14 protein-coding genes and 1 pseudogene are annotated in these 14559 nt (G+C 45.8%); 5 read left to right on the forward strand and 10 right to left on the reverse strand.

Going from position 1 to position 14559, the window contains the following annotated elements; translation table 11 throughout:
* Positions 1-134: 134 nt before the first annotated feature.
* The 8 genes and pseudogenes from AC0YNZ_RS19955 to AC0YNZ_RS19990 form a co-directional block, all read right to left on the reverse strand.
* The gene (locus AC0YNZ_RS19955) at positions 135-608 is read right to left on the reverse strand and encodes a DinB family protein (RefSeq protein ID WP_475828260.1); all 474 of its coding nucleotides are present in this window, start codon (positions 606-608) and stop codon (positions 135-137) included.
* A gap of 255 nt (positions 609-863) precedes the next feature.
* Complete coding sequence (locus tag AC0YNZ_RS19960) at positions 864-1421, reverse strand: DUF4362 domain-containing protein (RefSeq protein WP_475828261.1); 558 nt, start codon at positions 1419-1421, stop codon at positions 864-866.
* Between the two features lie 165 nt (positions 1422-1586).
* Positions 1587-1892, reverse strand: a complete 306-nt coding sequence (locus AC0YNZ_RS19965; protein ID WP_475828262.1) for a hypothetical protein — start codon at positions 1890-1892, stop codon at positions 1587-1589.
* 139 nt (positions 1893-2031) lie between these two features.
* A pseudogene (locus AC0YNZ_RS19970) lies at positions 2032-3027 on the reverse strand (amidase family protein); the annotation flags it as partial.
* Positions 3028-3164: 137 nt separating this feature from the next.
* Positions 3165-4169 carry a CotS family spore coat protein gene (locus AC0YNZ_RS19975; protein ID WP_475828263.1) on the reverse strand — a complete coding sequence of 335 codons (1005 nt, stop codon included), beginning with the start codon at positions 4167-4169 and terminating at the stop codon, positions 3165-3167.
* Between the two features lie 17 nt (positions 4170-4186).
* Complete coding sequence (locus tag AC0YNZ_RS19980; RefSeq protein ID WP_475828264.1) at positions 4187-5431, reverse strand: glycosyltransferase family 4 protein; 1245 nt, start codon at positions 5429-5431, stop codon at positions 4187-4189.
* Positions 5432-5448: 17 nt separating this feature from the next.
* Positions 5449-6393 carry an NAD-dependent epimerase/dehydratase family protein gene (locus AC0YNZ_RS19985; protein ID WP_475828265.1) on the reverse strand — a complete coding sequence of 315 codons (945 nt, stop codon included), beginning with the start codon at positions 6391-6393 and terminating at the stop codon, positions 5449-5451.
* Positions 6390-7673, reverse strand: a complete 1284-nt coding sequence (locus AC0YNZ_RS19990) for a UDP-glucose dehydrogenase family protein (RefSeq protein WP_475828266.1) — start codon at positions 7671-7673, stop codon at positions 6390-6392. Before AC0YNZ_RS19990 ends, AC0YNZ_RS19985 begins: the two co-directional genes overlap by 4 nt.
* A gap of 206 nt (positions 7674-7879) precedes the next feature.
* Between AC0YNZ_RS19990 and AC0YNZ_RS19995 the strand changes: the two genes are divergently transcribed.
* Positions 7880-8707, forward strand: coding sequence for a UTP--glucose-1-phosphate uridylyltransferase (locus tag AC0YNZ_RS19995; RefSeq protein ID WP_475828267.1), 828 nt, complete (start codon positions 7880-7882; stop codon positions 8705-8707).
* A 133-nt stretch (positions 8708-8840) separates the two neighbouring features.
* On the opposite strand, the gene AC0YNZ_RS20000 is transcribed toward AC0YNZ_RS19995, so the two are convergent.
* Entirely contained in the window at positions 8841-9095 is a 255-nt protein-coding gene (locus AC0YNZ_RS20000; protein ID WP_475828268.1) for a hypothetical protein, read from the reverse strand.
* 253 nt (positions 9096-9348) lie between these two features.
* Between AC0YNZ_RS20000 and AC0YNZ_RS20005 the strand changes: the two genes are divergently transcribed.
* From AC0YNZ_RS20005 to AC0YNZ_RS20020, 4 genes are all read left to right on the forward strand, one after another.
* Positions 9349-10524, forward strand: coding sequence for a glycosyltransferase family 4 protein (locus AC0YNZ_RS20005; RefSeq protein ID WP_475828269.1), 1176 nt, complete (start codon positions 9349-9351; stop codon positions 10522-10524).
* Between the two features lie 63 nt (positions 10525-10587).
* Complete coding sequence (locus AC0YNZ_RS20010; RefSeq protein WP_475828270.1) at positions 10588-11643, forward strand: CotS family spore coat protein; 1056 nt, start codon at positions 10588-10590, stop codon at positions 11641-11643.
* Positions 11627-12643: a CotS family spore coat protein gene (locus AC0YNZ_RS20015; RefSeq protein WP_475828271.1), complete on the forward strand. Its 1017-nt coding sequence runs from the start codon at positions 11627-11629 to the stop codon at positions 12641-12643. Before AC0YNZ_RS20010 ends, AC0YNZ_RS20015 begins: the two co-directional genes overlap by 17 nt.
* A 19-nt stretch (positions 12644-12662) precedes the next feature.
* Positions 12663-12869: a hypothetical protein gene (locus AC0YNZ_RS20020; protein WP_475828272.1), complete on the forward strand. Its 207-nt coding sequence runs from the start codon at positions 12663-12665 to the stop codon at positions 12867-12869.
* A gap of 133 nt (positions 12870-13002) precedes the next feature.
* Here AC0YNZ_RS20020 and pruA read toward each other — a convergent pair whose 3' ends face one another.
* Entirely contained in the window at positions 13003-14550 is a 1548-nt protein-coding gene (gene pruA / locus AC0YNZ_RS20025; RefSeq protein WP_475828273.1) for an L-glutamate gamma-semialdehyde dehydrogenase, read from the reverse strand.
* Between the last annotated feature and the right edge of the window lie 9 nt (positions 14551-14559).

Below are 14559 nucleotides of genomic sequence, written 5' to 3' on the forward strand. Positions count from 1 at the left end.
TAAGAGCGCCTCCTTGATGGTGTCGGGTTTCAAGCCCGTGGACAAACCCATCATACCGAGACGCTCCTTTTTTGACAAAGCCCATTTCTTAGGCTATACAGGAATGTTTAGCTTAACAATACTTTGTAGCATCTCTACAAAGAAGTGGATTTGTAGTTCTCCTTCAAACATTGTTTTGCAATATAAAAAATTTGCCCCATATGTTCTGAATAATGGGTAGCACATTGATGTAACATGTCAAGATTGGTTCTTTCCCGATTTCTCACCATTTGTTTCTGCTCCAACTTCTCATCAGTAATGTTTTTAACTGTATCAATGACTAACTGCAACCTGTTATGAATAATCGTCTCCAGTTCTGATTTCTTTATATACGTTTGATTAAGTTCATCTTCACGAAATCTTTTGACTTCTTCGTCTAGAATTCCTTTAGCGATTCTTTCTTGAATGTTTCCTTCTATATGCTTAATTAGCGTGGATACACTATGACTTGTTTTATCAGGTCTCCAATTGAGTTGCTCATCATCGAGCTGGTCAATAGCTTTAAGGATTCTTCTTCGAATTTCTTCAAACTTTTTTGTTAACCACTCCCGATTAAAATCATATCTCACAGTAGTTCCTCCTTGTATGCTAAAGAGCAGCTGCCGATTTGGTGGTTGTGTTATTATGCTATCGTCTTTCGTTAGTTTAATGAAGGAAGGGTATATGATCAAATATTCATTAATGATATTTGACGGACTACCTCACTGTTTTTATTTAAAGGCTCTGTTATTCTTGATTGTTGATTTTCGTGCAATAGGAAAAACCGCCCATTTTACTGAGCGGTTAATTCTGAACTACCGGTGTAGTTATGTGTTTTATTGTGCTTATTGGCTGCCCTGATCGGCTTCCGCCTCTATGTTCGTGAACCAGAACGTATTACTGGTTTCATTATCACATCCGGTTAGCTTGTAATGGGAGCCGAACTCCTTGTTCTCCTCGAGCTCAATACCCTTACACACCGTGCTCGGACGACCTGCATCGCTGCCAAACCCGTCCCTCGAGTTGTCGTACGTATACGCAATCGCCTCAGCCCCATCATAGATCAGCTCATAGAAGATCGGGTCACCCTCAACCGTATACTGCGTAATACGCACCTGATTCGGCACGCCCACGTCGAGATTCGCCAGAAACAGCTTCCACTTGTCGAGATTGTACATCTTCCCGTGAACGTTCACGACATCGCCATTCGCCGCTGCTTGGTCAGCATCATAAGGGTCAGACAAAGCGGAGAACGCTTTCGGCTTCGCTGGCGGCGCAACCGTCTCCCCCGGTGCAGGAGAAGTGGAAGGATTGGTCGTATTGTCACTAGGTCTGCCCGACTTCTCACTGCAGCCCGATAGCAGCACCAATGCAGCCGCTAATGTTAACACCCATTTGATCATGAATTATCACCTCACATTTAAGAACGTTACAGCGAGTACGATTGTTTCAGTCGCACATGCGCTTTTGTTTCTGCAGCTGCCGTCGTGTTGTATTGAGTTAACGTACCCGTTAGCTTAATAGACTTCCATCTTTTGCAGCCTACAATCTTAGAATCTCATTTTTCGTTAGTTTGTTGAACTAAAATATTCTGATAAAATCCCCACTAAAACTTGCCTATAATCGTTTATATCATACGAAGAGTTGTCCACTTTTTTCTTGGCTATATTTATGCCGTTAAATATTTCTCCTTCCAATTCCCTCCTTGCCTTAAGAACCTGCAGAGCTCCTTCTAACCCTTTGTAACCCTGCTTTTTTCCATACCCTTGGTTTGTATAATATTCAATAAATCCCTTTGACCATTCTTTAGGTCTTTCCTTAACAGCCTTTCTGAAAGAATGATCAAGATCGTTCTGTTCTACGTAGATCAACAATGGATTCAGTCGCTCTATAATCTTGGTCCGTATGTCCCTTAACCCTCCACTCTGCTCTGTAACCTCTGGGCACCTTGGTAGCACTGTACTCGGTACCAACACCTGTGAGTAACGTCGTAGCTGCCCGCAATCGATTACCCTCGCCCACGGTCAGCGTGCCCTGCCCATATTTCAAAGCGATATCCGCATGCTCTTCATTATAGGCAATCAACTCCCGCAAGGAATGAACGGGAACCGATTCATCAAGCTTCTCCATATAATCATTAAGATACTTCTTGAATTCATACCGCAAAACATTCCAGTCCCATTCCGTCTGCTCGCATGGAAGCTCGACCGGATCAACAATGGTCGCGCCTGCCCGTTTCAAAACCCCAATTGCCTGATTAATAATTGCAAGCCTGGCTTCATCCAAATCTTTATAATAAAACCGCGGAACCCCGATACGCGATTGCTTTAAATAACCGGCATCCAAAAATGGCGTGTAGTCCCGGCAGGCATGCTTCACCCCGGATAACGTGACCTCATCACGCTCATCCGCTCCCGTTAACGCTCTGAGAAGAATGGCCGCGTCCGTCACCGTTCTTGTCATCGGACCGGCAGTATCTTGACTATTCGTAATCGGAATAATGCCGGCCCGGCTGACTAATCCAATCGTTGGTTTGATTCCGACCAAGCACGTTTGGCTTGCAGGACTAATAATCGAACCGGAGGTTTCCGTTCCGATCGCAGCCGCCCCTAAATTTGCCGCAACCGCAGCAGCTGATCCGGAGCTTGAGCCGCCTATGAACAGCTCTCCCGGCCCATAAGGATTTAACACAAGTCCTCCTCTTGAGCTGTAGCCCGCCCACATCGAACCCGACATAAAATTCGCCCACTCCGTCATATTCGCTTTACCGAGTAAAATAGCCCCGGCAGAGCGTAATTGCGAAGCAACAAACGAATCCGCCGCGGCAAAAGAATTCGCCAATGCCACCGATCCTGCGCTCGTGTGCATATTGTCATGCGTATCGATATTGTCCTTCAGAAAAACCGGGATGCCGTGCAAGCTTCCCCGGCTTCCTCTCTCGATTCGTTCCCTATCTAAAGCCTTAGCGATTTCAATCGCATCCGGGTTAATTTCCAAAATCGAATGGATGACTGTATTCCAGGATAAATGTCATTGTAATAAACGGTTATAGCCAAGTGATGCATATTTGCTTTTCTCGATAACAAAAAAGACCTTCCAAAAGAAGGTCCTCGAACAGAAAAGTATGTGCCATTCACAAATCATGATCAAGATTTAACGATAGTTTGCCATGCGGACAGCATTTTTTGACGGTCATTATCGGAAGCAATCATAGCTTTAAGCTTCTGGAGCGTCGAAGGCTGATTCCATTCGGTTCGTTTATTAAAGTATTTGCTCGACAAACCGTAAAATAAATGAGGAAACATAAGATCGGCATATACGATTTGGCATTCTTCTTCACTTAAAGGATGAGCCTCCCGGTAGGCTCGCAGCATTAACGCGGCTCTCGAAATGTTCCAGCCATTCTTCTTCATCACTTTATTGAATATTTTCCGAATGTCCCTTGCCGGCAAATCATAGGTTAACGAATCCATGTCAATAACGAATAAGCCTTTACTCGTTTTGATTAAATTAGCTGCCGCAAAATCCTGATGGCAAAGGTTTTTTTGCACAGCAACTTTGTTTACCCAATTCGTGTAATACCTGCTTTGAATCCATTTCAAAGCTTCTTTCCCTTGATCGATAAAGCGGTCAGCATGGAGAAGATATAGTTTCTCGAATTCGTTGTTACTGTTTTTCGCCATCCCTTTAAAGCTTTCCAACCGCTCAATATACCGCACGTAGCTTTGCTCCCAGCGGCCGAGATGCTCTCTTTCGTTCGTTGTAAAATTAGATTGGAACCCTCTTGAGGCTACGTGGAATCTGCCGAGCTCTTTCATAATCATAAGAAGATCCGCTGTTTCATACGTAGGAGCAGTGCCTTGTACAGCTTCAGAGAGGACATAGCAATTACCGCTGCTGTCCTCTGAATATTCTTTACCCGACTGTGTTTTGACCATAGCGGGAATGGAAGCTCCGTTATTCTGCATATGCTTTACGGCCTCGATAAGAAATAGCAGCCTTTTTTGGGTTGCAGGAGATTTTTTTAATATTTTTGTACCCTCGTTTGTAACAATCGTCCAGACCGCTTTCTTCCCTTTGTCTGCAATTAGTTTGGCGCTCACTACCCGCAGGGGATACTGAGACATTATTCCATTCACATTGTCTGTCATAACCGCTATCTGCCTCCTTATTGCAGTCTTTTTCGAATAGGAGCAGCGTTCCTTCTCTTACGGGAACGAAGCATGCGCACTGCTCCCTTTTTGGATACGGAAATACCGGATAACGAGGTCGGCGCGCTCGAATAAGCTCCCATATAGATTTTATTTAACCGCTGCGCAACATGCTCGAATGTATATTTGCTGTCTACGAGCTGCCTGCCTTTTACCGCCATCGCTGACGCTTCTTTTTTGTTAGTAAGCATGTAATTGATTGCATCGGCAAACGATGACGCACTTGTATAATCCCTAACGATATATCCGTTAACCTTATGGCTTATCACCTCGGCATTACCGCCCCGGTCGGTTGTAATAACCGGGACGCCTGCCGCCATCGCTTCATAATGAACGCGCGCCAAAGGCTCTTGCCATTGAGAGCTGCACACAAACACGTCGGCCATCGAAAAATAATTTTGAATTTCATTTGCCGGAATGAATTTTGTAAATATAACCCGGTTTCGATACGGCTCCGCTAATCTGAGCAACCATTTGCCATAACTGTCCACGGCGTTATCGCTAAACCATTTTCCGCCCACAATGACAAGTACGGCGTCCGGATGCCGCTCCAGCACACGGCTCATGGATTGGATAAGCAAATGAGGGCCTTTTTTTATGCTGAGCCGTCCGACAAACAAGATAACTTTTTTATTAGAGACTCCGTATTGGTATCGTAATTGCTCACGTACTCTGCTTCCTCGGGCCGTCCAAATCGGGTAGTACCGGTCAGGATCGAAGCCCGAATAGATCGGTTCCGTTTTACTCTCCGCTTCAGGAATACGGTCCGTTACGGTCTTTTTAATATATTTGCTGACGGTTGTTATTTTGTAGACGTATTTCAGACACAGCTGGGCTTCCTTATCGGTAATTTTGCTCGTTTCGAACATCTCATTATGAAGGCTTACGACAAAACGGCTTTTAGGAGACGCTTCTTTATAAGCAATGACGTTTACCGGCCGGTTAAAAACATGAACAACGTCATATACATGTTCCTTAAGTGAACGCGATACCTCTTCCATATACCGTTCTTTCGGAAACCTTATATACTGGATGCCGTTTCGAACCTCTTGATCGGGCAGGGACTCATCCGTTATCGAATAAATCGTTATTTTATGCGTACGGGCGAGAATGGGAGCAACGCCATCCATCATCATTTGAATCGCTCCGCCCTTTACGGCCGGGGACGGCAGTTTCTCCGTGCATATAAATGCCAGTCTCATGCCGAGACAGCCTCCCATCATTTATAATATTTCTTGAAATATGCAAGCTCTTCGGCTAAGCCTTCCGTTAATCTTACCTTTGGTTTATATTCCAAAAGACGGGCTGCTTTCGAAATATCAGCCCATGTATGCATAGGCTCTCCACGCATCGATCCGATGCAATCGATATCCGCTTTTTTCCCAGTCAAATTCTCTAGATCGCGTATAACATTGATAATAGAAGACCGTTCTTTACCCCCGATATTAATCGTTTCTCCGATCAATGCAGGTTTGTTTGCAACGGCTGCAGTCGCTTCAATACAGTCGCTTATATACGTAAAATCTCTTGACTGCGTACCGTCTCCAATTAGCGTGATAGGCTCGTTCGCTATCATTTGTTTAATGAAGCGGTGAAACGCCATATCCGATCGTTGCCTTGGGCCATATACGGTGAAGAACCGCAGAATCACAATCGGAACGCCATTGTTTTTCCAATAAACACGACATAAATGCTCGCCTGTCAATTTGCTTACGCCATAAGGCGATAGCGGAGCCGTTCTAGTATCCTCCGACACTCTTCCTGTCGTTTCCCCATAGACGGATGATGTAGAGGCAAATATAAATTTTTTAATCCCGCTATTGCTGCATGCTTCCAGCAATTGCTGAGTGGCGAGTATATTCGTGTCTGCATATTTGCGGAAATCCTGACCCCAGCTGGACCGTACTCCAGGTATACCTGCCAAATGGTAGACGATATCCGCGTCCTTTAGTATCTCACTCCACTCGATATGCAGCATATCTTTTGAAATGAAATGAAATCTCGGGTGAGCCAGGAAAGCTTCCATATTTTTCGATCCAATTATTTTCAACTCGTCCCGAACGAAAGCATCGATGCCCACTACTTCGTGCTTCCCCTGTTCCAATAAAAATTGGCAAAGATGCGAGCCAATAAAGCCTGCCGCTCCAGTAACAACGATTTTCACGGGCGACCAACTCCTGCGAGCTCAAACCCATACGCTTCCATCGTTTTTTTGTCCAGACAGTTTCTTCCATCCAAAATGATGTTTCGCTTCATCAATAGCTTCACTCGGTCCCAATCGGCTTCAATTAGTTCCGGCCAGCCCGTCGCTATGACCAGCGCATCCGCTTGTACGACAGCTTTATATTTATCAGAGCACCATACAACGGATGGAATCGGCGGAGATACGAGCGGATCGTAGGCGTAGACTTGATATCCTTGCTTCGTTAGTTTCTTCATAAAAGCAATCGCTTGAGAATACCGGATATCATCGGTGTTTTCTTTGAAAGTCGCTCCCCAGACAGCGACCCGAACATGATCCCTGTTTTTCCCTAGTTTATGGTTTAGTTTATTCATGTAAATTTCCAGTTGTGAACGATTTATTTTCATAACAGCCTCCAGTAATTCCAATTCAACCTCTTTGGATGATGCAGAATAGTTCAGTGCATTAACATCTTTTGGAAAGCAGGAGCCGCCATAGCCTAGTCCCGCATGCAGAAATTTTGGACCAATTCGATCATCCATTCCGATGCCTCGGGCTACTTCAGTAATATCGGCGTTGAAAACATCGCATACTCGTGATATTTCATTAATGAACGATATTTTCGTTGCCAGAAAGGCATTGGACGCATATTTGATTAATTCCGCTTCCATACGGCCGGTCAATAAAAACTTTGTTTCTATCGCATTGTAGAGCTCTTTCACCATAAGCGCCGTTTCTTTCTTTTTTGAGCCGATAATAATTCGGTCAGGATGAACCGTATCTTCAATCGCGGAGCCTTCACGTAAAAATTCGGGGTTTGACGCAAGCTCGAACATATCGGGGTTTACGCCGTATTCTTGAAGAAGGGTATCTATCCAATCCGCAGTTCCCGGGGGAACGGTGCTTTTCATAATAATCGTCTTAGAGGAACGTATAACCAGCGACAAATCCTTTACAACGCTGCGTATAAACCGCATATCCGCGCTGCCGTTTTTGGCGGAGGGTGTGCCTACTGCAATCATGACGACCGGGCAATTCATCATATGCCGCCTCACGTTTGCAGCAAAAAACAATCTGCCCTCCGCTTGATTCAGAGCGATCATTTCGGTTAATCCTGGCTCGAAGATTGGAACGATTCCTCTCTTAAGCTTGTCAATCTTTGTTACATCCCGATCCGTACAATACACGGTATGCCCGATATTCGCTAAGACTGCCGCAGTCGTGAGACCGACATATCCAGCTCCCACAATACAAATATTCATATGACCACTCCCTTCAAAATCTAATAATCTATTATATTAATAATAAATTAATAAGTGTGTCGGCCATTGCGCTTTGCAAAACGAATTAACTCTATAAAATAGGCATGTATGAATGCCTTTTTTTGTATATTGTACAAATTAATGCGTGCATTTCTTTATATACTAGTAATTATTACAATGAATTAATACTTAACGAGGTGATACAATTGGTATTTAAAGCAATTATCCCCGCTGCCGGTTACGGGACACGAAATTTGCCGGCTACTAAAGTAGTGCCAAAGGAACTGTTCCCTATTAGCGGACGGCCCGCGATAGACTATATTGTGTCTGAAGCCATAAATGCCGGAATTCGGGAAATATTGATCATCTTATCCCGTAATAAGACGGATATTATGGATTACTTCGATCGGTCCATCGAGCTGGAGCTGCATTTATCCAAACATAATCAGGATCAGCTTATCGAAAAAATTGAGCCCCCCAAAGTATGTATTCAATATATCCGCCAGCCGGAGGCGCTCGGGCTCGGTCATGCCATACAAATGGGCAAATCATTTGCGGGAAATGATCCTTTCGCCGTTATGCTTCCGGATCAGGTATGCTTGGCCGAGCCGTCTCCATTATTACCATTAATCAAATTGTACGAGCAGTATAAAGGCACCGTTATCGGACTACAAACCGTAGAAACGCAGCTGCTCCAAAACTATGGCGTCGTTGCCGGCAAATCTGTCAAACCGCAAATTTACAAGCTTCATTCGATTGTAGAAAAGCCCAAGTTCAACCCGCCTTCCCGCCATGCTGTTATGGGGAGATATGTACTGACGCCTGAAATATTTACGCTGCTCGAGCAGCTGAAGGCAGATGAAAAAGGCGAAATTCAATTGACGGCGGCCTTAAATGAAATGTGTGATTCCGGCAACGTACATGGCTATCTATTCAAAGAAAATTGGTATGACATCAGCATAGAACGAGAATATATAAACATCCAACGCCATGCGTATTTGAAAAACAAGTCCAAGCAGCAGATGGACTTATAGAATGGCAGCGCTTATACGATTCAGAAGAAGCAGTCCGTCCCTAAAAAGCCGGGCTGTATTTTTTAAAAGACAAATAAAAACAGCCCAGTCCCCCGAAGAGAAATGAGCTGCTATCGTAACCTCTTAAATAAATCTACTCGATATCGTCATCCGTGTCTGACGCAAAGTCGCTGTCCGGATCTATACCTCCGCTGCGGTTGCCGCCGCTGCTTTTGCCGCCCGAGCGATGACTCCCGTGACAGCATGAACAATAGTCCCACCACCACCAACAACAATTGCTAGCTTGATAACCGCATGAACGATGACCGCTAGTTTTGTGGCCGCTTGAGCTGTGACCGCTAGTATGATCGTTACCTGAGCTCTTACCGGCTATTCTTCCCTTTGCCATATACCTTGCCCCTCTCGCGAATGCTACTAACAACATATGATGGAACTCTATCTTTCGTAACTAGACTTCTGATGATTTTAAAAGAAATACGTTTTTATTCGTTTTCGCCCAGGCGTTTTTGAAAGTTATGGCAGCTATGGACAAGTAAATTAGTAGATTTGCCGTTCCTGAATAAAAAAAAGAATCATATCTTAAAACCAGCAGGGAAAGCAGACAGGCTTTTTTTTGCAAATCTATTTATTTAAGGGAGGAGGTGAGAACGATTAAGATCGCATTGATATGTACCGAAATGCTTACCGTCCCCCCGATTCGAGGAGGTGCCATTCAAATATTTATCGATGGGATTACTCCTCATCTTAGCAGCAAACACGAACTGACCATTTTTTGTATTACGGACCCGGAGCTTCCTGACAGGGAAGTCATCAAAGGTGTGGAGTACATTCGTGTACCGAACGAAGACTACGCTTTCCATGTAGCCAAAGAGCTGTCCCGAAAACAGGCCGATAAAAAGCTTTATGACGTTATCCATGTCTTCAACCGCCCCCGATATCTTCTTGTGTATAAAGCCGCAATGCCGGACAGCAGGTTTGTGATCAGCCTGCATAACGAAATGTTCCGGGAAGGGAAAATTTCATATGAAATGGGATCTTTGACGATCAAAGGCGCCGATAAAATAATGACCATCAGCGATTACATCGGACAAACTGTAACAGCGCGGTTCCCTTCCGCCAAACGTAAAATAAAGACGGTGTATTCAGGCATTAATTTAAAGAGGTATATACCGGTTTGGGATGACCGGGCGCAGCTCATAAGGAAAGAGCTTCGGGAAAAATACGGTGTAGCAAACAAGAAAGTCGTTTTATTCGTAGGACGTTTAAGCGCAGTCAAAGGACCTGATATTCTCATAAGGGCTATGCAGCTGGTGGTTCAAAAGCATAGCGATGCGGTGCTGGTCATTGTAGGAAGCAAATGGTTCCACGATGAACGGATCGATGAATACGGGATCAAAATCCGTCAGCTGGCAGAAGAGCTTGGAGAGGATCGCGTTGTTTTTACAGGCTTCGTCCCGCCAAGTGAAATCCCTTCCCACTTCTCAATCGGCGATATTTTTGTATGCAGCTCCCAGTGGCAGGAGCCTTTGGCAAGAGTGCATTACGAAGCTATGGGCGCAGGACTTCCTGTCATTACGACGAACCGGGGAGGAAACGCTGAAATCATTAAACATCTTAAGAATGGGATTGTGATCGAGGAGTATACAAGCCCGCAAGCTTTTGCAGATGCCATTCTATTTCTGTTATCCAATCCGGCAGAAGCTTTAGCTTTGGCTAAAGCAGGCAGAGTATACGTTGAAAGCAGCCATGGGTTCGAGCATGCTGCGAAACGGCTAATCAATCTATATCTCAGAGCAATGCTGCCAGATAAATCTTGAAAGCAGCCGCAGTTAACAAAGTGGATTTGAAAACATTATTATGCGTTTAGCGGAGGTGTCAGCATGGATACAACATTTTCGGAAGTCGTTAAGAAGGTAATCGCCCAATATCCATTGGACGCCGAGCAGATTTACCTATTGTCCTATAAGGGTAAAAAAGCCGTCTGGTCCGCTCAAACGAACCTTGGCGAAGTCATCATAAAAAAATTGCCCTTTGATGAAAGTCAAATTGCCTTTATGATTCATGCCGTTGATTATTTGAGGAAAAACGGCGTTCATACACCCGGTATATTCAAATCGAACTCAGGCGCAGGCTTTGTACAAGTCGATGACGAATACTTCGTAATCTTTGAAGCCGTCTATGGAACTTCACCGGAATACGAGAATGAGGATGAGCTTGCCATGATTTTGGAAGGCATGGCATCCTTCCATAAAGCTTCGAGGGGGATCGAGTCGCCGACAGGTACGTTCCCTTCGTTCCTATTGACAGAATGGAAATCCGACCTGCAAAAAAGATACGGCCGCTTGCAGTCATGGAAGCAGCAGAAATCACTTTTGAAGGATACGAATGCGTTTGACCAGCTATTTTTGGCAAATGCGGATGCTTTCTTAGAGCAGTGCGAAGTATCGCTCTCTTTGCTCAGCCAGTCCTATTTTGACCAGTGGGTGGAAGAAACGAAAGTGACCAAAACCTTATGCCACCAAGACTATGCCGCAGGCAATTTAGCGATTGGCAATGACGGCCAGTTGTACGTTTTTGACATGGATTCTTTGACAGTTGACCTCCCGGTCCGGGATTTGAGAAGAATTGTTAACAAAGTGATGAAGAAACTTCCTGAGTGGGATCTCCAGCTCCTGCTGACGATGCTGAAGGCTTATCAGGGCGTAAACCCTTTAACGAAAGAGCAGCTTCTGGTCCTTGCGGCCGATATTCAATTTCCTCATCTGTTTTATGGACAGGTCTCCAAATACTACGAAAGAAAAGAGGATAAGTGGACGCCTGCTAAGCATATCGAACGGTTAAATGAAATGATAGCTACAGAGTTAAGCAAAAATACAGTTGTTCAAGCTGCTCTTGCATATCTGGACGAGGTGGTGGATTATGGCAAACACAAATAATACTGACTTGATTTTAGGAAAGAAGCTAATGAACGAAAATTACCCGCAGATTACGGTCACAGATATCAAAGTTATCCAAGGCGGTGGCATAAAAACTGTTTGGAAGCTTGAAACATCTATCGGAACGGTTTGCTTGAAGCGAATCAGAAAACCGATTCCGATCGTTCAGTTTACTACAGCGGCACAAACCTATCTGCATGCGAATGGCGCTCTGGTTTGCAGCATTATTCCGACGAAGGACGGAGAGCTCTATTTTGTCCATGAAGGTTATGCGCTGGTGCTGTACAGCTGGATTGATGGAAGCGATTTGGAGATGGATAAAAACCCTGAGCATCTTTATGCAGGCCTGAGAGGGCTTGCGCAATTCCATCAGGATTCTGTCGGGTTTATTCCCCCGGATGGTTACGAAACCTATGACCGCATGGGAGTATGGCCGGATCATTACTCGAAAATGCTGGAGGAGCTCAAGCAGTGGAAGAGTGACTCGGAGAAGAAAACCTCGGAGTTTCATCAGGTTTATGTACAGACGGCCGGTGAAATGATACGCAGAGCCGAACAAGCTATCCAGCTGTTGCAAAGCTCCTGTTATGCAGAATGGAATGTTGCTATCGGCAAATACGGTTATTTATGCCATCAGGATTACGGGAAAGGGAATGCGCTGCAAACCGATAAAGGCGTATACGTTCTGGACCTTGATAATCTGACCTATGATATCCCTTTGCGGGATGTGCGTAAATTAATTACGAAGCGTATGGAAGAGCTGGGCTGGAATCTCGAAGAATTGGATCGTTTGATTAACTGTTACGAAGCTATTCTGCCGCTCTCGCCAGAGCAGAAACAAGTGCTGTATATCGATTTGCTGTTTCCTCACAAGTTTTACGGCTATGCTAAAAACCCATTCAAAAAAGGCGAGCCCGGAGAAGTGAAAAAGCTGCTAAAAGGATACCAGTTCGATCTGGAAGCATGGCCTGTTCTACAGAAGGTATTGCAAGTAAATTAAAAAATACGAGGTGGTATTCATGAAATTAGAGGAAGAATTCGTAGGACGAAGCGCCCAATTTGCTGAATTGCTAAAAATGCTGGCTGGTCTGATCGAAGCGGATGCGCTTGTTGTCCGGGGCAAAAAAATTGAACTGCCCGATACAGACATGGAATATAAATACAGCCATAAATCGGATCTCGGCGCCAACAAATTCACGGTAACGATTGAGTGGCTGGATCGTTAAGCGCAGTACAAGCACCCGGCCCGATAGCCGTATAACAGCTTAAAGCATAATAACCCCCTTTCGCTATACAGTGGAATAGTGTTCTCTGATGAGAAACTACCCTGCTGAAGAAAGGGGGTTTTGCTATTTCCCATCAGAATCTTTCTGATACAACCTTCGCCTGTGTGAAGAGCAGCAAATAATCGCGCCCGCCGGCTTTCGAATCCGTTCCAGACATATTAAAGCCGCCGAATGGATGAACGCCTACCAAGGCCCCCGTACACTTGCGGTTAAAGTAGAGATTGCCTACGTGGAACTGCTCGCGGGCCTGCTCCAATCTGCTGCGGTTCCGCGATATGACGGCGCCGGTTAAGCCATATTCGGTGTTGTTTGCGATATCGAGCGCCGCGTCGAAGTTGGCCGCTTTGATAAACGCTAATACCGGTCCGAATATTTCTTCCTGGGCGATCCGGGCATACGGAGCGACGTCCTTAATGATCGTCGGTTCAATAAAATAACCGCTGCTGTCTCCAACTCTTCCGCCATGCACGATGACGCCTTCGCTGCGCCCGACCTCGATATATTTCAATATGCTCACGTAGGCCCGTTCGTCGATGACGGGGCCTACATCGGTAATTTGCTCATTGGCCATTCCAAGCTTCAGCTGCTTCGTCCGTTCAACAACCTTCTCGATCACCTCGTCATAGACAAGCTCATGCACGACGGCCCGCGAGCAGGCGGAACATTTCTGACCCGAATAGCCGAAAGCGGAAGCCGTTATGGCATCGGCAGCCAGATCGAGATCCGCGTCCTCATCGACGATGATCGTATCCTTGCCGCCCATTTCGGCGATTACGCGCTTAATCCACTTCTGACCCTGCTGGCTCAGCGAGGCCTTCTCGTTAATGCGCAAGCCTACTTCTCTCGATCCCGTAAAGCAAATAAAGCGGGTTAACGGATGCTCCACCAAAAAATCCCCAACTTCGCTGCCCGCTCCCGGCAGGAAGTTCACGACACCGTCGGGCAGACCCGCGGCCTCGAGCAGCTCGACAAACTTGGCCGCAATGACTGACGTAGGGCTAGCCGGCTTCAGCACGATGGTATTGCCGGCAACAACCGCAGCCATCGTCATGCCCGCCATTATCGCCAGCGGGAAATTCCATGGCGGAATAATAATGCCTACTCCGAGCGGTATATAGACGAGCTCATTGTCCTCGCCGGCTAACGCGACAACCGGTTGACGCTCCGACAGCCGCTCCATTTCCCGCCCATAAAACTCCAGGAAGTCGATCGCCTCGGCCGTATCTCCGTCGGCTTCGGTCCAGCTTTTGCCCGCTTCGTAAACGAGCCATGCAGAGAACTCATGCTTGCGCCGCCGCAGCAGCGCCGCAGCCTTGTAAAGCACCCTCGCCCTTGCGGACGGCGTCACTTTCTTCCAATCCTCAAAGGCCGCTGCTGCCGCAAGTATCGCCTTATGCGCTAACGCGGTATCCGCCTGAGATACGATACCGACAAGCTGTTTCACATCGGAAGGATTGATCGATTTGCGTTTTTGGATCGTTTCGATTCGGTCCGGACCAATCTTAAGCATATATTCCTGGCCGAGCTCCAGCTCCACTTTTCGCAGCGCCTCTTGAAAATCGTTAATATGATCGGTTATCGAAAAATCGGTAAACGGCTCATTCTGGAATGGCTCCCGCATAGGCGTATC

The organism is Paenibacillus sp. J2L1-98 (assembly GCF_056269405.1).